The sequence below is a fragment of the Fodinibius sp. GM21 genome, from assembly GCF_058386955.1.
This window is the reverse complement of record NZ_JBYEIQ010000003.1, coordinates 53,542-78,109: the sequence shown is the minus strand read 5'-3', so window position 1 is coordinate 78,109 and position 24,568 is coordinate 53,542. Positions and strand designations below refer to the sequence as shown.

Genomic DNA, 24,568 nt, shown 5'->3' with positions numbered 1-24,568 from the left:
GTTAATGGGGAAGAGAAATTTTCCCGAAATTCAGTTTTTTTCCTGATTCAAACGGAAACCCTTTTCCTGCTAGCATTTCGTTAGCCAGTACCGCAAAAATAACGGCTTCCTTCGCATCGGGATCAAAACCGATTGTGGCAAATGATTTGATGGTAAAAGTTGGCAATAGCTCATCAAGCCATTCCATCAGTTGGGAATTGTGAAGCCCGCCGCCACTAATATAAATATGAGCGTGTGTTTTTGAGGATAGAATGCTGTTAATTGATTCAGCTATGGTTTCTGCTGTTAAACGCGTTAAGGTAGCTATCAGATCATCCGGCGAAAGATCAGTAAATCCTTCTTCTGATATCTTTTGGTCAACCCACTGCAGGCTAAATACTTCAGGACCGGTGGTTTTCGGGAATGGTTTTTTGAAATATGGGTGGCTTTTTAAGCTTTGCAACAATTTCTCATTTACAGATCCTTTACGGGCAATGAGGCCATCCGTATCAAAAGCTTTATCAAAAAATTTCTGCACTGCCTTATCAATGAGCGTATTGCCGGGACCGGTATCGGTGGTAATGGTTTTTTGATCCGAGTTACGAGGCGGGAGATAGGTAAAATTAGCTATGCCACCAATATTAAGCAGGATCCGTTCCTCAGAGTGATCAGAAAATAAGAGATGATCGACGGGAGCCGCCAAGGGTGCGCCTTTACCACCGGCCGCAGTATGCTTTTGTCGAAAATCACTTACCGTAATAATTCCAGTCTTTTGCGCAATATGGTCTCCATCTCCAATCTGAAAGGTTGCGTTCGGCATATCAGCCTGCTGGTGCTGCAATTTTGGGGCGTGGTAAATGGTTTGTCCGTGACTGGCAATGCAATCGATATCGGAAGCGGGAATACCCCAAAGATCAAGCGCGTCAAGGATCAGTTCGCCGTAATAATTACCTAGCCTCGCGTGCAACATGGTGACTTCTTCCATAGATGCTGTGGAAACCGAAGTAATAGCTGATAATCGTTGTTTAAATGTGTGTTCGTAGGTGACGGTGTCAAACTGTTGGAGCTCAACCTTTGTGTTAAGGCCCGAGCCTGATATTTGACAAAGGGCGATATCCAATCCATCCAGTGATGTTCCTGACATCAATCCGATGATGGTTCTGCTCGGTTTTTGAGCTATATGATGGAGTTTTTGAATGGATGGATTCATAAATCAGAAGTTCTTTGAAGTTACTCACTTTTTTAATAACCAGTATTTGGTTGGTGCCATGCGTAGGTAACTTAACATTCGCAGCCAGAGTATCAACACAAATCCTCAGCTGTAATCATAAAAATAAATTGCTATAATGAAGCCTTTTAAAAGTTGAACAAATATACAGCTTTGGAATTTTCTGTAGTAGATTACATCGTTATTGTTGTGTATCTGGTCGGGGTGGCCGGATTGGGAATTTATGCTGCCGGACGACAATCTTCAACGTCCGATTATTTTATGGGGGGAAAGGAATTGCCGTGGTGGGCGGTCATGTTTTCGGTGGTAGCTACCGAAACCAGCACGCTAACCTTTATTAGTATACCAGCCGTTGCTTATGGAGGAAATTTAACCTTTCTGCAGATCACAATTGGTTATATCATTGGACGCATTTTAGTGAGTAAACTTTTACTTCCTGCCTATTTTAAGGGAAAGCAAACCACGGCTTATCAGTTTTTAGAACAGCGATTTGGTGCTGCCATGCGTAATGCTACCAGTACTACCTTTATGATTACCCGCCTGCTGGCTGATGGGGTTCGTCTTTTTGCTACTGCGATTCCACTGGCGATTATTTTACGACTCGGCGGAGCCTTCACAGGATGGAGTGATTTTGAGGTATACCTGCTTGCCATTGCCGCTATTTCGATTATTACTCTTATTTATACCCTCATTGGAGGCATCAAGGCCGTGGTTTGGATGGATGTCATGCAGATGGCGGTCTATATTGGTGGGGCAATGTTGGCAATTGGGATTATTCTTTTTGATTTGCCAAACGGATTGAGTGGTGCCCTTTCTATTGCAGGTGATGCCGGGAAATTACAAATCATCGATTTTGGATTTGACCAGTCATTTGGGGATTTCATTGCACAGCCGTACACCTTTTTTACAGCCATTATTGGTGGTGCCATTTTTTCTATTGCGTCTCACGGCACCGATCAACTCATTGTTCAGCGCTTGCTTACTACGCGTAACATAGATGAAAGTCAGCGTGCCTTGGTTTGGAGTGGGGTGGTTGTAGCCTTTCAGTTTGGATTATTTTTATTTATTGGTCTGTTGCTGTATGCTTTTTATGACGCACAATCGGCTCAGGCTCTTGGGTTGGCAACCACCGATGAAATTTTTGCGAAATTTATTGTTGAGCAGTTGCCAGTTGGGTTGTCGGGATTGATTATTGCCTCGCTCTTTGCTGCGGCTATGAGTAGCTTAAGTTCATCGCTCAACTCGCTGGCTTCGTCAACCACGCTTGATTTGTACAAACCATATTTTGGGAAGCATAATACTCCAGCTGAGGATCTGAAAATATCGCGTTTTATTACGATGATTTGGGCAATAATTTTAACTGGATCAGCCTTCTTTTTTGCTTTTCTGCAGCTTCAGGAGGGAGAACGACCGGCTGTTGTAGAACTCGGCCTTGGTATTGCATCCTACACCTATGGCGGATTGTTGGGCGCGTTTTTATTGGGACGTCTGTTTACAAAACCGGACAAGACCGATGCGATAATGGGCTTTTTTGTGGGATTAATTTCACTGCTCTTTATGGTGGAGGGTCCAATCCACAACATACTGCCCGGTGAGCCGCTAGTGATTGCCTGGCCGCTTTATACCGTGGTTGGGAGCGTCATTGTGATGCTCGTTGGAAATCTTTCCCACTTCGTAAGACGAATGTAAAAACGGATGAATGATCTTTTGATCTTGTACAAACTATCATGTGCTCAAAAAAAGTTGCAAGACTAAAAAATTATACGTTATTTAGATCTGATAAAAATAAGGGGTGTCTGTTTATGGGCGCCAACCAACCTGATTGGTTGATTTCATAAGTAAGGTTTGCCCCTGTTTAGCTAAACTGCAATTGAAAAATTAACAGCCTCTGGCTATGTATACTAAAACCTTGCTTAATACAGTTTGTTTTATATCCTCTCTTTTTTCGGTTCGGATTGCGAAATGCCATCTGTGTATAACTCTTATAGTTGCCAACACTACAAGAAGTTATCATCCAAACTATTTTCTTGAACGCATATCACCAATGAGTTAATCCGTACCGGCTTCGCGGTAATTTGCCATATCATTTTCTACATGAGAAGTAATTGTAACCCAAGGAATTCTTAAGCAATTGTGGTAGAAGCGGATAAAATCAAATTGGTAACTGGCATACCGATTTGTATTCCCTGGTTTAGTGTATCTTTTAATGCATGGTTTTGTGCCTGTATGATGTTTTAGAGATAGAAAAATGAAACCCCTAAAGAAATAAAAATGTAAGGGTAGCATTACAGAAACAATTCGAAAAAATAGGTGAGTCAAAAGTCACAATAAATGAAATAAGCTCAGAATAACATGAAAAAAAGAAAACTTAATAAGGAGTTAGGCCTATTTGATGTCTATGCAATTAGCACGGGGGCCATGTTTAGTTCGGGGTTCTTTCTGCTGCCGGGAATTGCAGCTGCTGAAACCGGAGCATCTGTTTATTTAGCCTATCTTGCATCTGGTTTGTTGATGATACCTTCGATGTTGAGCGTGGCCGAATTGTCAACCGCTATGCCTAAAGCTGGAGGGACCTATTATTTTTTAGATCGCAGCTTAGGTCCCATGATAGGGACCGTGGGCGGACTTGGTTCTTGGTTTGCTCTGATATTTAAAAGCGCTTTCGCATTGATTGGCATGGGGGCTTATCTGTCGCTTTATGTGAATGTGCCAATTACTCAGCTGGCTCTAATTCTCACAGTAATTTTTGGGGTGCTCAATATATATGGAGCCAAAGAGACAACGTTATTGCAGCGCATCCTCGTAGCCACGCTTCTGGGAATCATGACCATATTTATTATTCAGGGTTTATCGGCTGTTTGGGGATCAGAAGCCACGAGCACCTATAGCGAATATTCGGATTTTTTCCGGAATGGGCTCCATGGTTTTACCTATACCATTGGACTTGTAATTGTTTCGTATGCCGGCCTTACAAAGGTAACAAGTGTTGCTGAGGAGATTAAAAATCCAGATAGAAATATTCCGTTGAGCATGATATTGTCGCTTTTTACCGCTGCTATTATTTATGTATTAGGTGTTTATATCATGTTAAACGTGCTTAATCCTGAAGAGTTTTATGCAAGTCTTACTCCCGTTGCTGATGCGGGGAAACAGTTTTTGTCGTGGCTGCCTGGATCATGGGGCGTCACAGCAGTGGTAGTTGCTGCTGTTGCTGCTTTTGCATCAACCGGAAATGCCGGAATTATGTCGGCTTCCAGATATCCATTTGCTATGTCGAGGGATGAGTTAATTAGTCCCAAGTTTTCAAAATTAGGGAAAACCGGGACGCCCTCGTTTGCAATTACAGTTACGATAATTTTGATGGCGGTTGTTTTATTGGTTTTTGATGTAGAAGCGGTAGCCAAGCTGGCAAGTGCATTTCAGTTGATTCTTTTTGGCTTAATGAGCCTTGCAGTTGTGGTAATGCGCGAGAGCAAGATTGATGCATATTCACCGGGCTTTCGATCCCCGCTGTATCCATGGGTACAGATAGCTGGCATGTTAATCCCAGTGTGGCTCATCGCAGAAATGGGGCTGATGCCTGTTTCTCTAACCGGGATAATGATTGTGCTCTGCATCGTTTGGTACTTCTATTATGCCGGAGAAAAGATAGAGCGGCAAGGAGCTATATTTCATGTGCACGAACGGCTTGGTCGTAAAAGATACGAAGCACTCGAATATGAGCTCATGTCGATTCTGAATGAAAAAAACGGTGAGGATAAATTAGCTTATGAACAAGTTGTCGCTCGGAGTGTAATCAGGGATATCAGTGAAAGCGACAAGCTGCTTGATAAGTGCACAGATATCACTGCAGAGATATTTGCGGACCGTACAAAGAAAGAAAAGGATGAGATTAAACATGAGTTGCAGAAACAATACAAAACCAACATTCATAATATTGGAAAGGGAGTTGTTATATGTCAGATAGGATATGAAGCTATTACCACCGCTGAGATGGTTGGGTTTAGAATAAATAAGTCGGGTGGTAAATTATCGAGCGAAATTGATGAAGATAAGCATGCATTAATATTTCTTATTACCCCTGTAGAGGCTTATGGTCTTGATATGCGTCTGGTCGGGCACTTGGCAGAAATTGTAAATCAACCCAATTTCCTGCAGCGGTGGCACGAGGCTAAATCAGAAAAGCAGCTTAGAGAAGTGCTTATAAGCGATGAACACTTTATCCATCTATTTGTTTCTGAAAATGAATTCTTAAATCGTCGAAAAGGAAAGAAAATCGGAGAAATTGATTTACCGGGTGATTGCCTGGTAGCTATCATCTACAGAGATGATAATTTAATTATTCCTCACGGTGATACTGTGTTGGAAGCAGAAGATGAGCTTACGATTATTGGAAATCCCAATGCTATAAGGGAATTAAAAGCATAAATACTTCTTTAAGTTGTATACGACCATAATTTTTGCAGCATTTTCCATGTAACTTTATTTATATGTGTAGCATATCTTGGGAATGGCAATAAAAAAGAAGTGGTACTCAATAAAATACCTATAAATCCAAATAGAAATGAAGAATAGAATAACCTTTAATCCACTGACGCCCATTCAAGAGTTTTTTAAAACAGAATCTTCATCGGGGATTTTGTTACTCATTACTACAGTTTTGGCTTTGCTCATTGCTAACAGCCCCTTGAGTGAAAGCTATTTTAATTTCTTTCAATCCACACTCACGGTAGGTACGCCATCACTCAATATTGAAAAGCCATTGCTTCTTTGGATTAATGACGGGCTAATGGCTGTTTTCTTTTTGTTGATTGGGTTAGAAATAAAAAGAGAATTAAAATATGGGGAGCTGTCTAGTTTCAAACTTGCACTTACTCCTGTCGTGGCAGCATTGGGCGGCGCCTTAGTTCCCGGAGCCATCTTTTTTGCGTTAAATGCAGGAACCGAATTTTCGCAGGGCTGGGCTATAGCCATTGCAACCGATATTGCATTTGCCATTGGAATCCTTACGCTACTGGGGTCTAAAGTACCCATCTGGGCAAAGGTATTTCTAACAGCTGTCGCAGTAGTTGATGATTTAATTGCGGTAATGGCTATTGCACTTTTTTATACTGCAAGTATCCAAATGACAGCGTTGGCAATTGCGGCAGGGTGCTTTGTAGTACTTCTTATTTTTAATCTGCTGAATGTAAGGAGAATTGGATTGTATATGATAGTGGGTATTATAATGTGGGTGGCGGTACTAAAATCAGGAGTACATGCCACGATTGCCGGAGTTGTTCTTGGACTTATGATTCCTGCAACTCGCAATACAAGTCTTAATAGTTTGCTTGAAAAAGCTGAAGGCGCTGTAAGCCTGTTCAAGCATGCATTGAAAAATGATCAGGGAGAAGCTCGTGAGACGGCACTGAATTATATGGATGATGTAGTTTCAGAGTCAGAATCTCCCTTGCACAGACTTGAACATAATTTGCATCCATGGGTAGCCTATGGAATTATTCCTATTTTTGCTTTTGCTAATGCAGGGGTAGCTTTTGATAGCCAATTAATTGCAGAAGCTTTTTCGTCAACATTGACTTGGGGTATTTTACTTGGACTTTTCTTTGGGAAACAGATAGGAATATTTTCGGCAGCTTTCTTAATGAAGATTGTTGGGCTCAGTACCTTTCCTGAGCAAAAAGGGACATGGCAAATTGTTTACGGCCTTGCTTGTTTAAGTGGTGTAGGATTCACGATGTCGCTATTTATAGGAGGGCTTTCTTTTGAATCGGCGGTATTTTTAGAGTATGCAAAGGTTGGCATTATATCGGGCTCACTGATAAGTGGTCTGTTAGGATATGCACTAATAAGAAACGCAATAAATAACATCCATAGTGAATGATTGTAATATAACGTGAAACTAGCGTACTAAAGCCTGAAAGATCGTAGAAATCTTTCAGGCTTGATGTGATGTTATTCGGGGTCGTAATTCAGATTGGGACCCAACCACCGCTCAACTTCGCTAACGCTCATCTCTTTACGCTGAGCATAATCTTCGATCTGATCCTTTTCAAAGTTACCGACATTAAAATAGTCAGATTCAGGATGTGCAAAGTACAAGCCGCTTACCGAGGCCGCTGGATGCATGGCGCAGGATTCCGTTAGGGTAATTCCCGCTTTTTCGGGCACATCCAGCAGGTCAAAAAGAATGCGCTTTTCCGTATGATCAGGTTGAGCAGGATAGCCGGGAGCCGGACGAATACCGTCGTACTCCTCTCGAATCAGCGAATCATTACTATAGCTTTCGTTGGGAGCGTAGCCCCAGATCTGCTTGCGGACTTTTTCATGCAGCAGCTCGGTAAAGGCTTCGGCCAGTCGATCGGCCAATGCCTTCGTGAGAATAGCGTTATAATCATCGTGGTTGTCTTCAAACTGTTTAACCAGCTCGGGAGCACCAATGCCACAAGTTACCGCAAATCCACCCATGTAATCGTTAATCCCAGACGATTTTGGTGCTACAAAATCAGACAGTGCTTTATTGGGCTGTCCTTTTCGCTTCTGGGCCTGCTGACGCAGCATGTGGAAGGTCGTGAGTACTTCATTCCGATCGTCATCGGTATAGAGCTCCACGTCATCACCGACCGAATTTGCGGGATACAGACCTAAGACTGCCCGGGCTTTTAATAGTTTTTGATCAATAATCTGATCGAGTAGTTCATTGGCATCATCAAACAGTTTCTGAGCCTCTTCGCCGTACTTTTCATCCTCTAGCACATCAGGGAACTTGCCTTTCATCTGCCAGGCAATGAAAAACGGTCCCCAGTCGATGTAGTTACGAATTTCCTCCAGCGGATAGTTATCAAAAACCTTGGTTCCCAGTTCATTAGGCTTAACAATTTCTGAGGAATCCCAATCAATATCGGAAGCATTATCGCGTGCTTCTTCAATGGGCAGATACGTTTTCCGACTGGATCGACCCTCGTGACGTTCGCGTACTTTTACGTACTCGTTTTTGATCTTCTTCACGAACTCATCGTGCAGTGTTTTTGAGACCAGATTTCCGGTTACCGAAACCGAGCGGGAAGCATCGAGCACATGCACCACGGGCTGATCGTAATTAGGCTCAATTTTAACGGCTGTATGGGTTCGGGAGGTAGTAGCTCCGCCAATGAGTAGTGGCTGCTCAAAGTTTTCGCGTTTGAGTTCCTTGGCTACATGTACCATTTCATCCAGCGAAGGGGTAATGAGTCCGCTGAGCCCGATAATATCTACGTTATGTTTTCGGGCTTCTTCGAGGATTTTATCGGCCGGAACCATCACACCCAAGTCGATCACGTCAAAGTTATTGCAGCGCAGTACGACCGAAACGATATTTTTACCGATATCGTGTACATCTCCTTTAACGGTTGCCAGCAGTACTTTCGCCTTGGGTTCGCTGTTTTGATTCTTCTCTTTTTCTTTCTCGATATAGGGAATCAGATGAGCCACGCCCTTCTTCATTACGCGGGCACTTTTTACCACCTGCGGCAGAAACATTTTGCCGGATCCAAATAGATCCCCAACTACATCCATTCCGGACATCATCGGACCTTCAATGACTTCAATAGGCTGATCGTATTTTTGTCGGGCTTCCTCTACATCATCCACAATATAATCAACAATGCCTTTTACCAGCGCGTGTTCTATTCGTTTTTCGACCGATTTGGTACGCCATTCCTGTGTTTTTTGTTTGGTTTCAGTCTTGTCGTCCTTAATCTCTTCAGCATAATCGACCAGTCGTTCGGTGGCGTCATCCCGACGGTTTAGGATGACGTCCTCGACAAGTTCGCGCAGTTTCTCAGGGATCTCTTCATATATTTCAAGCTGACCGGCATTAACAATGGCCATATCAAGACCTGCTTTAATAGCGTGGTACAAAAACACGGAATGCATGGCCTCGCGGACTTTATTATTGCCACGGAAAGAAAACGAGATATTGCTGAGCCCCCCACTTACCTTTGCTAGCGGAAGGTTTTCCTTGATCCATTCGGTAGCTTTAATAAAGTCAACGGCGTAGTTGTTATGTTCCTCGATGCCGGTGGCCACGGTCAAAATGTTGGGATCAAGAATGATATCCTGCGGTTTAAAGCCGACTTCTTTGGTGAGAATATTATAAGCGCGTTCAGCAATTTCGATGCGCCGCTCGTAGTTGTCGGCCTGACCCTTTTCGTCAAAGCCCATCACAACCACTGCCCCTCCAAAGTTGAGGATTTCTCGTGCGTGTTCTTTGAACTCTTCTTCTCCTTCTTTGAGTGAAATAGAGTTGACTACACATTTTCCTTGAGCAGCTTTGAGTCCGGCCTTGAGTACCGACCATTTGGAAGAATCGATCATGATAGGCACGCGCGAAATATCGGGTTCTGCCGCAATAAGCTGTAGAAAATCGACCATCACTTCTTCGGATTCGAGCATGCCCTCATCCATGTTGATGTCGATGATCTGGGCGCCGTTTTCTACCTGCTGACGTGCAACTGAAAGTGCTTCTTCGTACTCTTCATTTTTGATGAGCCGCTTAAATTTTCGCGATCCCATCACATTAGTGCGTTCACCGATATTCACAAAATTGGTCTCGGGACGAACAACTAATGGTTCAAGTCCACTAAGCCGTAAATAGGGTTTCTGCTTGGGAATCTGTCGCGGTTCGCACTCTTTTGCCGCTTCAGCAATTGCTTCAATATGTTCAGGAGTCGTCCCACAGCAGCCACCCACAAGATTCACAAAATTTGATACGGCATAATCGCGCAGCTGATCGGCCATAAACTCCGGCGTCTCGTTATAGTCGCCCATTTCATCGGGCAGTCCCGCATTTGGGTAGAGGCTCGTGTGGCAATCTGCAATATTGGCCAGCTCCTCAATATAGGGACGCATTTCCTTGGATCCGAGCGAACAGTTGAGGCCCACACTCAGTAAATTCTTGGTATGGGATACCGAAATCCAAAATGCCTCAGTTGTCTGTCCGGACAAGGTACGCCCGCTTTGATCGACGATGGTGCCCGAGATCATTACGGGAATTTCTTTGCCAGTTTCTTCCTGGAACTTATGGATCGCGTAAATGGCGGCTTTGGCATTGAGTGTATCGAAAATGGTTTCTACCAGCAGAATATCAGCTCCGCCATCCACCAATCCGCGAATCTGCTCGCTATAAGCTTCCTTGAGCTGGTCAAAGGTGATTGCGCGATAGCCGGGATCTTCTACATCCGGCGAAAGGGAAAGGGTTTTATTCGTAGGGCCAATGGCGCCAGCTACAAATCGGGGCTTATCAGGGTTTTTATCCGTAAACTCATCGGCCACTTCGCGGGCATTTTTTGCGGCTGACACGTTGAGCTCGTAGGCCAGATCTTGCATATGGTAATCCGCCTGCGAAATAGAGGTGGCGTTAAAGGTATTGGTTTCGATGATATCCGATCCCGCAGAAAGGAATTGCCGGTGAATATCTTTGATGATGTCGGGCTGGGTAATGCTCAGCAGGTCATTGTTGCCCTTGAGATCCCCCTTGTCGTAATCTTTAAAGCGTTCGCCGCGATAGTCTTCTTCGGTGAGGTTGTGATTCTGAATCATGGTGCCCATGGCGCCGTCCAGAATCAAGATGCGATCTTTTAGCAGATCGGTAATTTGATCGAATTTCATGTAAATTATTTCCAGGTAATAGGTTATAAGGTGCTTGTGGTTGCACAAAAACTTTTCAACTAAGCTACGAAGTGATTACCTTAGACACTGTTAGATTTTCTCTTCGAAAATCGCGTAACTTGAAGAAAAGTTTTTGGATCCCAAAGGTACAAAGAAAAGTATAGTAAATGAAAGTTATTGAACATTACAGTAGAGCAACAGAACCATTAATCTCATTTGAGATTATACCTCCAAAGCGAGGAGGATCGGTGGATAAGGTTTTTGAGTCGCTGGACAAGGTGATGAAGTATAATCCGCCCTTTATTGATGTGACTTATCATGCCGCGGAATCATACTATGAGGAGCTGCCGGATGGAACTATTAAACGTCATATCAAGCGAAAGCGTCCCGGTACCATCGGTCTTTGTGCGGCAATAAAGCATAAGTATGGGGTGGATCCCGTCCCACATTTAATTTGTGAAGGATTTACAAAGGAAGAGACCGAAGATGCACTTATAGAGCTCAACTTTTTGGGAATTGATAATGTGTTGGCTATTAGGGGGGATTCAACCGACGATTCTACTCCACGCATTAAAAATGGGACTTATAATAAATATGCCATTGATCTGGTAAAGCAGGTTAAGGATATGAATAGGGGAGAATACCTCGAGGATATCGTTAATGCCCATGAGACGAACTTTTGCGTTGGGGTTGCGGGATATCCTGAGAAGCATTTTGAAGCGCCTAATCTTGATTTTGATATCGCAAGATTGAAAGAAAAAGTTGATGCCGGCGGAGATTACATTGTTACGCAGATGTTTTTCAACAATGATGCCTATTTCCATTTTGTTGAAAAGTGTCGATCAGCTGGTATTGAATGTCCGATTGTACCGGGCCTGAAGGTTCTTACTCGCAAGCGACATCTAAATTTCCTGCCTAAATTTTTCCATTTGAATATACCGGAAGTCTTATCAGATGAGGTCCAAGCCGATCCTGATAATGCCAGAGAAATTGGCGTTGAGTGGGCGGCTCAACAGTGCACCGAACTGTTAGAGGGCGGTGCTCCGGGAATACATTTTTATATTATGGGAGATCCTAGTCCAGCGCTTGATGCAGTAGATAAAATTCCACTCGGCAAGACAGCCAAGGCAGGTAGTTAATGCTACTTGTGCAAGAGCTTGATTTTAGTCTTGCAGGCAAATAGGACAAGAAGGGTCTATTTTAAAGAACAAGTTATCCGATTAGATAAATAGTTCGAAATTACGAAATTGGATGGACAAGCGACTAACGTATACCTGCTTTTCTATAATTTTGTTAATGGTGGTAATATTATGGACGGGATCCCGGGGATTAGCACAGGATCATCAGCAAAAAGATATTAGCATAGAAAATGCTGAATCTGATAGTGCATTTGTTTATTCATATCTAGAGACAGCCGATGAAGCCAGAAGGCTGGGAGAAATTCGTAGACTCCGTGATATTTTAGGTGAAGCTCAGCGTGTCGCTGATTCACTGGATAGTCCCCTGCTATTACAGGAGGTTGAAGCGTATCTCGGTGAATACTATCTGCAAACAGGCAGCTACGATTCGGCAGAAGTAGTGCTTGAACGGGCCGCTGAACGTTCTTCAGGTAAGATAAAGCAAACCCAGATTTTAAACCTGTTGGCTACGGCTTATCGTTATCAATCGAAATATCCCGAAGCGATGAATACGTATAATCAGGGATTATCGCTCATTGATTCCTTAGAGAGCCCGGATGTTTTTACGGCAATAAATACGAATAAAGCGTCTATTTATGAAGATCTAGGCAATCTTAGTGAGGCTATTTCACTTTATCAGGAAGGTATTGCATTTGCTGAAGCAGTTGGCGATAGCAGCTTTTTGGCCACGGCATTAAACAATCTGGGTAATCTCTACTATGAGCAGTCAAATTATAAAGACGCACAGACGTATCTCAGTGAGTCTATTACTGTAAGCGAAGAGCAGGCCTTTTATAACACTTTATTACGAGCTAAGCATAATTTAGCAAGTACGGAGCGCGATCTGGGCAACTATGAAGAGGCACGAATTTTATATAGAGAAGCATGGGAGTTGCACGAGAAGATTCGGCCTGATAGTCCTCCCATTCAGCTTCTATATAATATGGGACGGCTACATTTGGAGGTATCGGAACTTGATGCAGCAGAAGAACACTTCCGGGAGTCACTGGAGTACTCGCAAAAAGGAGGGATACCGGCCGGTATTTTTTATAATCATATCGGTCTTGGGGATCTCGCTCTTGCACGGGGAGATTTTTCGACTTCAATTGGTTTTTATAATGATAGTTTTGAGATTGCCCAAAAAGTTAATTCCCCTCCATTTCGTATAACTGTTTCGGAAAAGCTTCACGAAGCTTATAAGAAAGAGGGTGATTTTGAACAAGCTCTCAAGTACTATGAATTAGCTAAACAGGTTTCAGATAGTTTAAACGAAGCTCAGCAGGATGAGCAATTAGCCTTGGCCGAAACGGAGCTGGGATTGCGGCAGCAGCAGAAAATGAATCAGCTGTTACAAGAGCAACAGCAGCAGCAAGAGGCACGTATTACTGCTCAGAATTGGCTCATAGGGATGTCGGTACTTGTAATAATTGTGATATTGATTTCAATCGGTATGCTGTATCGATCCAACAGGGAACGGCAACGAGCCAATAGAGAGCTTGAAGAGCTGAATCAAGTTAAGAATAAAATGATGGGGATTATTGCTCATGATCTCCGTTCGCCGATGTCATCGATGCAGGGAGTATTTTATCTGTTAAAGAATGAAGACCTTGAGCTTGAAGAAATCAGAGAAATCGCCTCAGAGTTGGAGGTTTCGATCCGCGAGAATATAAACATGATGGATAACTTGCTGAACTGGGCAAATAGTCAGATGACAGGATTGAAAATAGATATTGAGAAAGTTTCAGCTTTTGAAGCTGTAGATAAGGTGATTGAAAACTTGTCCTTTTCGGCCAGTCACAAATCGATAACACTTTTGAATGAGGTGGATAAAACCATTGAGGTTGAAGCGGATATCAATCTTTTGCAGCTAATTATTCGTAATCTGGTCAGTAATGCGATTAAGTTTTCAAATGAGGGAGATTCCGTCATGATTACGGCAAAAGAGCAAAATGATGAGGTGATCTTCAAGGTGGAAGATACGGGCATTGGAATTCCCGAAGAAGAACGTGAGGGACTTTTTTCGTTGCAGGGGAATTCGCGTTCGGGCACCAATAATGAAAACGGCAGCGGACTGGGCTTAAAGTTGTGTAAGGAGTTTGTAGAAAAACAGAATGGTTCTATTGAGCTGGAGAGTACTGTAGGCAAAGGATCTGCTTTTTATGTGAGTCTACCCAAGGCTTCATAGGTTTTATATTATGATCTAAAAACAAAAAACCTTCCAAGGCGATGAACCCCGGAAGGTTTAAAGTGTTGTGGGGTCGGTAGTACTTACCGAATAAATACCGGCTCAGTTTTATGTTCGGTATGTTCTTCGCTGTAGCTGTAATCATTACCGTTAAAGCCAAGCAAGCCTTCATAGCTGTCCACCTCATTTTCTATGAGATAACGGGCCATGGTTCCGCGGTTTTTCTTAGCATAAAAGCCAATGGTTTTTAGATTGCCATTTCTGAAATCTTTGAACTTTGGCTTGATGACATCCACTTTCAGCTTGTCAGGTTGCAGTGCTTTGAAATACTCCTTGCTGGCAAGGTTGACGAATAGCTCATTATCCTCAAGCTCGTCGTTTAAGGCTTCGGTAAGGCTATCACCCCAAAAGTCATATAAACGATCATGACCATTAATTTGCAACTTCGTGCCCATCTCTAAGCGGTAGGGCTGCATCAGGTCCAACGGACGAAGAATACCATACATTCCAGACAAAATACGCAGGCTATCCTGTAGCGTATCAATATGATCTTCATCAATAGTGTAGGCGTCCAACTCTTTATAGGCTGATCCGTCAAAGGCATAAATGCAGGGACGAGCGTTATCTTTATTGAAGGGGATCGAGAATTTTTGGTAACGCTCGTAATTCAAATCGGCCAGGTTTTGGCTGATATCCATGAGATCTTTTAACTCGTCTTTAGATTTTTCAGCCAGCTCATTATTAAGGGTTTCCGCTTCATCTAAAAAACGAGGTTGCGTGGCTTGATCTGTTGGCAGTTTGCTTTCGTAATCCAGTGATTTTGCCGGTGAAATAACAATTTTCATAAAATAATGTGGTTGCGTTTAATATTATTTTTCTGATTTTGGAGAGTATAACCCGTTTTCTAAATTGGATCATTCCATATCATAAAAAAATGGGATGGTCAAATTTGATCAATCTCCCAACGGTCCGATATTGCCGCGCAGTTCTCCTTTTTGATTTTCAAATGAACTGATATTGATGTAGAGTTCTCCCTTTTTCAACAATGCTTTTTGCGCGGGTGAAAGTATAAATCTATTTTCTTTTCCAATCAGTTTTCCACCCGTTTTTTCTTCATTTAGCTCTACTTTTAAACGATAAAGTTGATTTCCACCCTGGCCCCGAATAGTTACCATCAGGTAAGCACCGGAATAGTTGGCGCTTAAATCTTCAAATTTTCCTTTTACTGTTAACGTATCGCCATGAAGCGTAACAGTGGCCATGCCTGAGCCGGTGGTTGAAACGGGCGGTTTATGCTTATAGCCCGCCAAAATAATCTTTTTGGATTGTTGCGCTTTAGCATCGGGTGTATCATTTAATATCCAGAACATCCCCAGCAGTACCGTCAATATGTGTATGAATAATCGTTTCATAATTTCAAGGCTCTATGATATTTCGTTATATATTTAACTCGAAATATGCCTGTTTTATTTTGTAGTTTAAGTGGTTCGTCAATTATATATTCTCTGTCATATGCTATAAGATAATAAAGGGAAGAGATTATTATTAATAAGTTAGGTCACTGTTTATACCATGGCTAAGAAACCTACCATTTACGAAATTGCCAAAAAGGTTGGCGTAAGTACGGCTACTGTTTCTCGGGTGCTTAATGATTCGCCCCGGGTTTCGGATAAAACCAAGAAGCGAATTTTAAAAGCAATGCGGGAGATGAACTATGCTCCACGGCTAACGGCCCGAAAGTTGGCCAGCAGCAAAACGGAGCTTCTGGGGGTAGTGGTGCCATCCTTCACAACACCCTATTTTAACGAGGTGCTTAAGGGGATTAAGGATGAGATTGGTCGTACGGATTTGGATATGATGATTTATAATACCGGCTCTGATACTCCTCAAAAGGGACTTAAAGAGTTTTTTGGACGAGGGGTAGCGGATGCGCTGATCATTATTTCAATCGATATTCCTGAACGCATTCACAAGCAATTGCAGGCTACCGAAGTACAAACGGTGTTAATAAATACTACGCACCCTGAGTACAGTTACTTCCAGGTTGATGATTATCAAGGTGGGTATATGGCGGCCGAACATCTGGTGAGCCAGGGATATGAGTCGATCGGAATAATTTCTGCAGCAGAAAAATCAGCTACTACGGATGAGCGTACGGGAGGATTTCAGGATTATCTGAGTGAGCATGACATCGAGGTGAAAGAGGAGCACTTTGTCCGGGGATCAATAAGTAAACATGCCGGTTTTTCGGAAGAATCGGGCTTTGAAGCGATCCATAAATTTGATAAACAGGGATCATTCCCGGAGGCTATCTTTTGTCTGAATGATACGCTGGCCATTGGTGCGATGTACGCGCTGTCACGGCTGGGTATTGATGTGCCTAAGGACGTTGCTGTGATGGGATATGATAATATTAAGTTGAGCAAATATCTTGATCTTACAACGGTCGATCAAAAAATGTATACCATCGGGGTTAACGCCATAAAACAGATGACCAAATTAATTGGTGCGGCTGATAGCCCCGTTGTTCAAAAAGTTACTGATCCCATTTTAGTCAAGCGCGGCTCAACAGAGAACCAGCCGTAAAATTACCGATGGTTTTGAAACCACTCCATGAGTTCATCAGCACTTTTGGTGTTCAGGATACGCTCCTTTTCAAATTTGGCTTTGCGGGCAGTTCGCACGCCATAACCAATATGGTCGATACCCTTTTTACTATGAGCGTCCGGGTTGATAGCAGACATCAACCCTACTTCTTTGGCTTTGTTACCATGTCGCCAATCTAAATCCAGCCGCCGGGGATTTGCATTAATTTCAATAGCGGTGTTGTGTTTTGCTGCCAGCTCAATAAGTTCATTCATATCCAAGTCGCTGGCGTCACGTTGAAGTAACAGTCGCCCGGTAGGATGTCCTACAATGTCGGTGTAAGGATTTTTTATGGCATTACGAAAACGCGTCATCATCTTATCGCGCGACATATCTAATCCGTTGTGTACACTGGCGATCACAAAGTCGAATCCGTCAAGAATGTTGTCGTTATAATCAAGGCTACCGTCGCTCAGTATGTCCGATTCTATTCCCTTAAATATTTTAAAGTCGATGTCGTTTTCAGTGAACTCTTCATTGAGCTTATCAATTTCTTCCCACTGTTGTTTGATCTCATCAACTGAAAGGCCGCCGGCATAAGCAGCAGTTTGAGAGTGATCACTCATTCCAAGATACCTGTAGCCACGTTCGATACAGGCTTCGGCCATTTCTTTTATTGAAAACTTACCGTCACTGTAGGTGCTGTGGGCATGAATGACACCGCAAATATCCTCATCCGTTACTAAGTCCATAGATTCATGAGATTCAAAAAATGCAATCTCTCCACGATCTTCGCGCAGCTCCGGTGGGATAAAATGCAGCCCCAGGTGTTCGTAAATGTCGGTTTCGGAGCTGTATTCAATAGGTTTGTCAAAGTTGGTATTGCCTTCGCCATCAAGCTGGAACAGCCCGTATTCGTTAAGGGAAAGCCCTCGTTCCCGGGCCCGTTGACGGAGTACGACGTTGTGTTCTTTGCTACCGGTAAAGTACATCAGTGCGGCAGGAAACTGGTCTGGGGTAACAATGCGAAGGTCGACCTGACGGCCGTTCTTAGTTCGGATAGAGCTCTTGGTTTCGCCGCGGCCCAGTACCTCAACCACTAAGTCGTGATTCACAAAAGCATCAAATAAATCCGTAATATATTTTTCATCGGCACCGATTAAAATGTCTACATCACCAATGGTTTCTTTTGCTCGACGAAGCGAGCCTGCAATTTCAATAGCTTCAACGCCCTGCTGGTCTTTGAGAAAATTATACATCGGTTCAGCAATTTCTGTGGCTTCATCCAGGCGACAGCGCTCGTCAAATTGTTCCATCCACTCAATGGATGTTAAAATTTTCTGCGCTGATTTCTCTCCCAATCCATCGAGGGAGGCCACACGGCCATCTTGGCAGGCTTTTTTAAGCTCATCAAGCTCAGAAATGCCGAGCTGATCGTGTATTTTTGCTATATTCTTGGGTCCCAATCCCGAAATATCCAACCATTTGATAATGCCCTCGGGAATACGTTCGCGCAGGCTTTCAAGCACTTCAATAGTCCCTGTTTGGGCATAGGATTTGATGTCTTCTGCAATGGAGTTGCCAATACCTTTAATATCGGTCAGCGAATCGTTATCGATATAATTACTGATATCATCGTTCAGTGATTCGATAGTTTGGGCGGCACGGTCAAAAGCAATGGCACGAAATCTATTTTCGCCGGCAAGTTGCATTAGTTGGTAAATTTCGCGCAGTCGCTCGGCAATTTCATCATTTGTTACAGACATAAAAAGCAGGTAGTTTTGTTCTCAATTTCTTGCAGGATAAAGGTAATAAATAGCAGTCTTCTTTAGCAGTGTTTTAGCGGAATTATTACTTCCTTTTGGTATTGATTTTTTTAATACATTCAACAAAACAAATTCACTTTTACTATGACAAATAAAACGCTTGTTTACATTCTTATCATTCCTCTTGCTTTTATGCTGATAACCGGTTGTTCATCAGGTGATGAACAATCTCGGCAAGTACAAAAGAAAGCTATTAACACTATTTTGGATGACTGGCATTTGGCTGCATCTGAAGGCAATTTTGAGCGCTATTTTATGCACTTTGCCAGCGACAGCGCCATTTTTATGGGTACCGATGCCACCGAACGGTGGACTGTTGCTGAGTTTAAGCCATGGGCTAAACCGCATTTTGATAACGGTGAGGCTTGGGATTTTACTCCGGTTGAGCGTCACGTTTACCTTTCGGATAATGGGCAAACAGCATGGTTTGATGAATCATTGGACACCCCCAATTTGGGTCCGGCCCGTGGTTCGGGAATACTTATAAAACAAACAGAGACCTGGAAGATTGCTCATTATAATCTGTCGATCCCCATACCAAACGCCATTGTAGATACGGTGGTTAAGCAAATTGATAATGCTTTAACAGATACCTCAGCTAATTAAAGTTCTTATAACATCGATATGTTTTTGGGGATTTAAATTTTATTTCGTCCCACATATTATTCAAAATATAGTTTCATGAAGTTACTCTCTCGTATTACAGCATCTCTATTACTTTTTGTAGCGCTAAGTGTTAGTGCACAAGCACAAAATGACATCCAGTCGCCGTCCGAATTCTTAGGATATGAATTGGGTGGTCAATGGACCCCACATTATAAAGTGATGGATTACTTTTGGCATATTGCTGAAAATTCAGCCATGGTGAAGGCTGAAACATACGGAGAATCCTACGAGGGCCGGGAATTGATGCTGGCATATGTATCAGACGAAAAAAATGTTAGGCGACTGGAAGAAATAAGGACGAATAACGTAAAGCGTACAGGTCTATTAGAAGGTGAATCCACGTCAGATACCACAGCAATTGTTTGGCTCAGCTATAATGTGCATGGCAATGAAACATCCAGCAGTGAGGCGGCAATGAAGACTATTTATGAGCTGGTTCGTCCGGATAATTCAAAGACCAAGTCGTGGCTGCAGAATACCGTTGTTATTATGGATCCAATGCTGAATCCTGATGGACGAGAGCGTTATGTGAACTGGTTCAGGCAGACAGTGGGTGAAGAATTTAATGCGCAAGTGGAAGCACGCGAACATCATGAGCCATGGCCAGGAGGACGAACGAATCATTACTATTTTGATTTGAATCGCGATTGGGCTTGGCTAACACAAAAGGAGACTCGTCAGCGTGTGACCAAATACCAAAAGTGGATGCCGCATATTCACGTCGATTTTCACGAGCAGGGTTACAATTCTCCTTACTATTTTGCTCCCGCAGCAAAACCGTTTCACAATGCTATTACCGATTGGCAGACTGAATTTCAGTACACCATTGGTGAAAATAATGCCAAGTATTTCGATAAGAATAGCTGGCTCTATTTTACCCGCGAAGTATTTGATCTCTTTTATCCCAGCTACGGTGATACTTATCCAACCTTTAACGGGGCTATTGGCATGACGTATGAGCAGGCGGGACACAGTATGGCGGGGCTTGGAATCATTAAGGCTGAAGGAGATACACTTACCCTTGATGACCGACTGATCCATCATTTCACAACCGGACTTTCAACAATAGAGGTCAGTTCCCAGAACGCGGATAAATTGGTGAGTGAGTTTTCGGATTATTACCAGACGGCTCAGAACAATCCACGCGGAGAATACAAGACGTTTGTGATTAAGGCTGGAAATAATCCGGATAAACTGCAGGCACTGTTTGGTCTGCTGGATAAGCATCGAGTTGATTATGGCAAGGCTATCCGACAGCAAACCGTGGATGGATATGATTACCGAACCGGGAATACCAAACGAGTGCGTATTACTGAGGATGACTATTTGGTGAGCGTTTACCAACCGAAAGGAGTGATGGCACGTATTTTATTTGAACCTCGTCCCGAACTGGCCGATTCGGTAACTTACGACATTACGGCGTGGGAGCAGCATTATGCTTTTGGGCTTGAAGGATATGCCCTTAAGCAGCAGCTGGAGGTTGAAAAGGTTGATTATTCGAAACCAGAGATTGATACCAGTTTTGGGGAATCCCCATATGCATATTTGGCTCGCTGGCAAGATTTGGCGGATGTTCGACTTTTGTCTGATTTATTAAAGAAAGATGTAAAAGTACGTTTTGCGAAAGGGCAATTTAAGATTGATGATCGCATGTACGGTCGCGGTACTTTAATTATTACTCGGGCCGATAATAAAAATATGGGTAAAGAGTTTGATCACTTGGTACAAAATATTGCATCAAAACATGGTCAGCAGATTCGTGGAGTAGAAACAGGATTTGTGCAATCAGGTTCCGACTTGGGATCCTCGTCGGTTCGTTATCTCAAAAAACCGCGTGTAGCACTGCTTTCGGGGGAAGGGACAAATTCAAATAGAGTGGGTGAAGTTTGGCACTATTTTGATCAGCAGATTGATTACCCTGTCACTATGCTTGGTACCGGTTATTTTGACGAGGTTGATCTCGACAATTATGATGTGCTTATTTTGCCCTCTGGGATCGATGGTGATAAGCTTGATGACGAGCGATTCCAAGAAGTTCGGGAATGGGTAGAGGCGGGCGGTAAGCTTATTGCCTTAAAACAGGCAAATAGTATGTTGGCCGGCAAGGATGGCTTTGGTCTTCAATGGAAGGAGGAAAACGAAGATTCTACTGCTCACGCATCCCAACATGGCGAACTGGACCGTTATAAAGAACAGCAGCGGGAAAATATTACCGGCAGTAATACGGGATCTGTGTATGAGATATCGATGGATACCAGCCATCCGCTGGCTTTCGGATATGAGGGTAGCTACTTCTCGCTAAAACTTGATACCGATACTTATAGCTATTTAGATAACGGATGGAATGTAGGGGTTGCCAAAGAAGATGCACATATGAGCGGATTTATTGGATATAAAGCTAAAGAAGAGCTCGAAAATACGCTTACCTTTGGTGTACAGAATGTGGGTTCCGGGTCAGTGGTTTATATGGTAGATAATCCACTGTTTCGTGCTTTCTGGTACAATGGGAAGCTGCTTTTTGGCAATGCCGTGTTTTTGGTTGGGCAATAAGGATAAGTTCTTTATAAACTAATTTTGAAGATACGAGGCAAGGCCCTTATCTTTGGACTGAATAAAATCACCCAAGGTTGGGGGTGCTTGCAACAGCAGGCTGAGATCATACCCTGAGAACCTGAACCGGATAACACCGGCGTAGGGAAACCAAGGCAGCGTATATTTATCGCTGCTGGATTGATCAGCATTTCTTGCAAGTTCATCTCCCGCTCTTATGAATCTAATAAGACGGAGGAACTTATGTTTTCCAAACTACTTAAAAGCATAATATTCTTATGCTTAATATTATTTAGCAGTGCCTCTCTTTTTGCTCAAACGATATCTGGAACTGTGACCGACGCCCAGAGCGGAGAGCCGCTGAGCGGTGCTAATATTGTACAGATAGGCACATCTAACGGCGTTTCGGCAGATGCGGACGGATCATTTACCCTTGAGCTGCTTGAAGTAGAAGCTCAAAAGATTTCCGTTTCGTTTGTAGGATATAAAACCAAAACTCTTGATGTCTCACATAGAGAGGAATCGTACGATATTTCGTTGGTTTCTCAGACTATTATGAGTAATGAGGTTTTTGTTAGAGCATTGCGCGTTGATGAGGCATCACCTATGGCCTATGAAAATATCAGCAGAGAAGAAATCGAGCGGCAGAATCTGGGACAGGATATGCCCTATATGATTAGTAGCACACCATCGGTTACCACAACATCAGATGCCGGGACAGGGATCGGATATACAGGTCTTCGCATCCGGGGGGTAGATCAGGGACGTATTAATGTGACGGTAAACGGCATCCCGATAAATGATGCGGAATCGCACAGCGTATTTTGGGTTAATATGCCCGACCTGGCCTCATCGGTAGAGAATATTCAGATTCAGCGTGGTGTGGGTACTTCTACGCAAGGAGCAGCTGCTTTTGGAGCTACGATGAATATTCAGACTTCGCAAATGAGAGCGGATGCTTACGGGGAAGTCAATACGGCGGTAGGCTCTTTCAACACCCGAAAAGCAAATGTTATGCTCGGCTCAGGACTGATGGATAATGGTTGGCAATTCGAAGGACGGCTCTCAAAAATTGAATCCGACGGTTATATTGATCGTGCTTTTTCCGATCTGAAATCGTTTTATCTGTCCGGGGCCAAACACGGGGAAAATAGTTTACTGCGTGTAGATGTATTTTCGGGAGCGGAACAGACCTATCAGGCTTGGTATGGTGTGTCCGAAAGTCGGCTGGAAAACGGCGATCGCACGTATAATCCTGCCGGTATGGAAAAGCCAAACAGCCCGTATGGTAATCAGACCGACAACTATCAGCAGGATCATTACCAGGTACATTATTCCCACCAGCTGAATGATAACTGGAATGCTAATGCCTCGCTGCATTATACTTACGGCCGCGGTTATTATGAGGAATACAAAGCTGATCAGGTGCTTACTGAATATAATTTTGATTCTATTCAATTGCCGGATACGACTATTTCGCGGAGCGATTTAGTCCGTCAGCTTTGGCTTGATAATCATTTTTACGGCGGTGTATTTTCAACGCAGTACAATAACAAAGACGATCGATGGTCGCTAACAGTCGGCGGTGGATATAATGAGTACGAGGGCGATCATTTTGGAGAAGTTGTATGGGCTGAATTTGCCGGCGATACAGATGTTGAAAATCAGTATTATGATAACAATGCCTTTAAGACAGATTTTAATACCTACGTAAAGGCGAAGTATAATATCACCGATGAGCTAAGCGCTTTTGCCGATGCACAGATTCGTCATATTGCTTATGAATTCTTGGGTAAGGATCGCCAACCGACTCCGGGTGGCGGACAACAAGTAGTGAACGTACAGCAAACCGATCGGCTAACGTTTTTTAATCCCAAAGGTGGGCTGACCTATAACTTTCAGAATAACCAGCGAGTATACGCTTCAATGAGTGTGGGCAATAAAGAACCTACACGCGATGAGTATGTAAATTCTACACCTGAAAACCGTCCCATGCACGAAACGCTTTACGATTGGGAAGCGGGTTACAAAGGGAATTTTGACCGCTTTTTTGTAGAAGCCAATTTGTACTATATGGATTACAAGAACCAGTTAATTCTGACTGGTGAGATTAATGATGTTGGGGCTTACATCCGTCAAAATGTACCCGACAGTTATCGGGCAGGAATAGAGCTACAGGCAGGCGTCCGACTTTTTGAAAACCTCGAATGGTCTGGAAATGCTACAATTAGTCGTAATAAAATTGAGGAGTATACATCCTATCTTGATAATTATGATACCGGCGGACAACAGGCAACCACATATACGGATACTGACATTGCCTTTTCTCCGAGTTTTATAGCCAATTCAAAATTGCGCTTCAATCATAATGGATTTTCCGCAGCATTAAATACGAAATATGTATCTAAACAATATCTTGATAATACCCAGACCGAAAGCAGAACCTTAGATCCCTATTTGGTTAATGACCTGCAGTTTAGTTATGATTGGAGCACCACACCTTTGCTGAGTAGCCTTGAGGCAACCTTGAAGGTAAATAATATTTTTGATGAGATGTATGAATCTAACGGTTATACCTATGGATATATCTCTGGAGGTGAGCGGCAGTTCTTTAATTATTATTACCCACAGGCAGGACGCAATATTATGCTGAAGCTCTCGTTTAATTTTTAGATAGTTATGTTTTAGATGATTAGTTAAAAAGGCGGGTCAATCGACCCGCCTT

Annotated in this window: 14 protein-coding genes and 1 riboswitch; of the genes, 9 read left to right on the top strand and 5 right to left on the bottom strand. The window is 43.1% G+C overall.

Annotated elements, in window-relative coordinates; genetic code table 11:
* Position 1: 1 nt before the first annotated feature.
* Positions 2-1,189: an anhydro-N-acetylmuramic acid kinase gene (locus ACT3IB_RS07515; RefSeq protein ID WP_491538386.1), complete on the bottom strand. Its 1,188-nt coding sequence runs from the start codon at positions 1,187-1,189 to the stop codon at positions 2-4.
* 171 nt (positions 1,190-1,360) lie between these two features.
* Here ACT3IB_RS07515 and ACT3IB_RS07510 point away from each other — a divergent pair, with 171 nt between their 5' ends.
* From ACT3IB_RS07510 to nhaA, 3 genes are all read left to right on the top strand, one after another.
* The gene (locus ACT3IB_RS07510) at positions 1,361-2,896 is read left to right on the top strand and encodes a sodium:solute symporter (RefSeq protein ID WP_491538385.1); all 1,536 of its coding nucleotides are present in this window, start codon (positions 1,361-1,363) and stop codon (positions 2,894-2,896) included.
* A 663-nt stretch (positions 2,897-3,559) separates the two neighbouring features.
* The gene (locus tag ACT3IB_RS07505) at positions 3,560-5,635 is read left to right on the top strand and encodes an amino acid permease (protein ID WP_491538384.1); all 2,076 of its coding nucleotides are present in this window, start codon (positions 3,560-3,562) and stop codon (positions 5,633-5,635) included.
* Positions 5,636-5,771: 136 nt separating this feature from the next.
* Positions 5,772-7,088: a Na+/H+ antiporter NhaA gene (gene nhaA / locus ACT3IB_RS07500; RefSeq protein ID WP_491538383.1), complete on the top strand. Its 1,317-nt coding sequence runs from the start codon at positions 5,772-5,774 to the stop codon at positions 7,086-7,088.
* A 71-nt stretch (positions 7,089-7,159) separates the two neighbouring features.
* Here the strand turns inward: nhaA and metH are convergent, their stop codons facing one another.
* Positions 7,160-10,852 carry a methionine synthase gene (gene metH / locus ACT3IB_RS07495; RefSeq protein WP_491538382.1) on the bottom strand — a complete coding sequence of 1,231 codons (3,693 nt, stop codon included), beginning with the start codon at positions 10,850-10,852 and terminating at the stop codon, positions 7,160-7,162.
* A 167-nt stretch (positions 10,853-11,019) separates the two neighbouring features.
* Between metH and ACT3IB_RS07490 the strand changes: the two genes are divergently transcribed.
* A complete protein-coding gene (locus tag ACT3IB_RS07490) occupies positions 11,020-11,991 on the top strand; it encodes a methylenetetrahydrofolate reductase (protein ID WP_491538381.1) in 972 nt (323 codons plus the stop codon).
* Positions 11,992-12,103: 112 nt separating this feature from the next.
* Complete coding sequence (locus ACT3IB_RS07485) at positions 12,104-14,215, top strand: tetratricopeptide repeat-containing sensor histidine kinase (RefSeq protein ID WP_491538380.1); 2,112 nt, start codon at positions 12,104-12,106, stop codon at positions 14,213-14,215.
* An 83-nt stretch (positions 14,216-14,298) separates the two neighbouring features.
* Here ACT3IB_RS07485 and yaaA read toward each other — a convergent pair whose 3' ends face one another.
* Positions 14,299-15,060: a peroxide stress protein YaaA gene (gene yaaA / locus ACT3IB_RS07480; RefSeq protein WP_491538379.1), complete on the bottom strand. Its 762-nt coding sequence runs from the start codon at positions 15,058-15,060 to the stop codon at positions 14,299-14,301.
* 108 nt (positions 15,061-15,168) lie between these two features.
* A complete protein-coding gene (locus ACT3IB_RS07475; protein WP_491538378.1) occupies positions 15,169-15,627 on the bottom strand; it encodes a CHRD domain-containing protein in 459 nt (152 codons plus the stop codon).
* 160 nt (positions 15,628-15,787) lie between these two features.
* Here ACT3IB_RS07475 and ACT3IB_RS07470 point away from each other — a divergent pair, with 160 nt between their 5' ends.
* Entirely contained in the window at positions 15,788-16,801 is a 1,014-nt protein-coding gene (locus ACT3IB_RS07470) for a LacI family DNA-binding transcriptional regulator (RefSeq protein WP_491538377.1), read from the top strand.
* A gap of 2 nt (positions 16,802-16,803) precedes the next feature.
* Here ACT3IB_RS07470 and polX read toward each other — a convergent pair whose 3' ends face one another.
* Positions 16,804-18,567, bottom strand: a complete 1,764-nt coding sequence (gene polX / locus ACT3IB_RS07465; protein ID WP_491538376.1) for a DNA polymerase/3'-5' exonuclease PolX — start codon at positions 18,565-18,567, stop codon at positions 16,804-16,806.
* A 144-nt stretch (positions 18,568-18,711) separates the two neighbouring features.
* Between polX and ACT3IB_RS07460 the strand changes: the two genes are divergently transcribed.
* The 3 genes from ACT3IB_RS07460 to ACT3IB_RS07450 all read left to right on the top strand — a co-directional run bounded on the left by ACT3IB_RS07460 (position 18,712) and on the right by ACT3IB_RS07450 (position 24,516).
* Entirely contained in the window at positions 18,712-19,233 is a 522-nt protein-coding gene (locus ACT3IB_RS07460) for a nuclear transport factor 2 family protein (protein WP_491538375.1), read from the top strand.
* A 75-nt stretch (positions 19,234-19,308) separates the two neighbouring features.
* Positions 19,309-21,843 carry a M14 family metallopeptidase gene (locus tag ACT3IB_RS07455; RefSeq protein WP_491538374.1) on the top strand — a complete coding sequence of 845 codons (2,535 nt, stop codon included), beginning with the start codon at positions 19,309-19,311 and terminating at the stop codon, positions 21,841-21,843.
* A 69-nt stretch (positions 21,844-21,912) separates the two neighbouring features.
* Positions 21,913-22,008: riboswitch (TPP riboswitch) on the top strand.
* Between the two features lie 78 nt (positions 22,009-22,086).
* The gene (locus tag ACT3IB_RS07450) at positions 22,087-24,516 is read left to right on the top strand and encodes a TonB-dependent receptor (protein ID WP_491538373.1); all 2,430 of its coding nucleotides are present in this window, start codon (positions 22,087-22,089) and stop codon (positions 24,514-24,516) included.
* Positions 24,517-24,568 lie beyond the last annotated feature (52 nt).

What these genes read in the sequence shown, in the direction of transcription:
- yaaA (WP_491538379.1), bottom strand. Translation starts at nt 15,060, where the DNA reads ATGAAAATTGTTATTTCACCGGCAAAATCACTGGATTACGAAAGCAAA.
- ACT3IB_RS07515 (WP_491538386.1), bottom strand. Translation starts at nt 1,189, where the DNA reads ATGAATCCATCCATTCAAAAACTCCATCATATAGCTCAAAAACCGAGC.
- ACT3IB_RS07470 (WP_491538377.1), top strand. Translation starts at nt 15,788, where the DNA reads ATGGCTAAGAAACCTACCATTTACGAAATTGCCAAAAAGGTTGGCGTA.
- polX (WP_491538376.1), bottom strand. Translation starts at nt 18,567, where the DNA reads ATGTCTGTAACAAATGATGAAATTGCCGAGCGACTGCGCGAAATTTAC.
- ACT3IB_RS07460 (WP_491538375.1), top strand. Translation starts at nt 18,712, where the DNA reads ATGACAAATAAAACGCTTGTTTACATTCTTATCATTCCTCTTGCTTTT.
- ACT3IB_RS07485 (WP_491538380.1), top strand. Translation starts at nt 12,104, where the DNA reads ATGGACAAGCGACTAACGTATACCTGCTTTTCTATAATTTTGTTAATG.
- ACT3IB_RS07455 (WP_491538374.1), top strand. Translation starts at nt 19,309, where the DNA reads ATGAAGTTACTCTCTCGTATTACAGCATCTCTATTACTTTTTGTAGCG.
- ACT3IB_RS07505 (WP_491538384.1), top strand. Translation starts at nt 3,560, where the DNA reads ATGAAAAAAAGAAAACTTAATAAGGAGTTAGGCCTATTTGATGTCTAT.
- nhaA (WP_491538383.1), top strand. Translation starts at nt 5,772, where the DNA reads ATGAAGAATAGAATAACCTTTAATCCACTGACGCCCATTCAAGAGTTT.
- ACT3IB_RS07450 (WP_491538373.1), top strand. Translation starts at nt 22,087, where the DNA reads ATGTTTTCCAAACTACTTAAAAGCATAATATTCTTATGCTTAATATTA.
- ACT3IB_RS07490 (WP_491538381.1), top strand. Translation starts at nt 11,020, where the DNA reads ATGAAAGTTATTGAACATTACAGTAGAGCAACAGAACCATTAATCTCA.
- metH (WP_491538382.1), bottom strand. Translation starts at nt 10,852, where the DNA reads ATGAAATTCGATCAAATTACCGATCTGCTAAAAGATCGCATCTTGATT.
- ACT3IB_RS07475 (WP_491538378.1), bottom strand. Translation starts at nt 15,627, where the DNA reads ATGAAACGATTATTCATACACATATTGACGGTACTGCTGGGGATGTTC.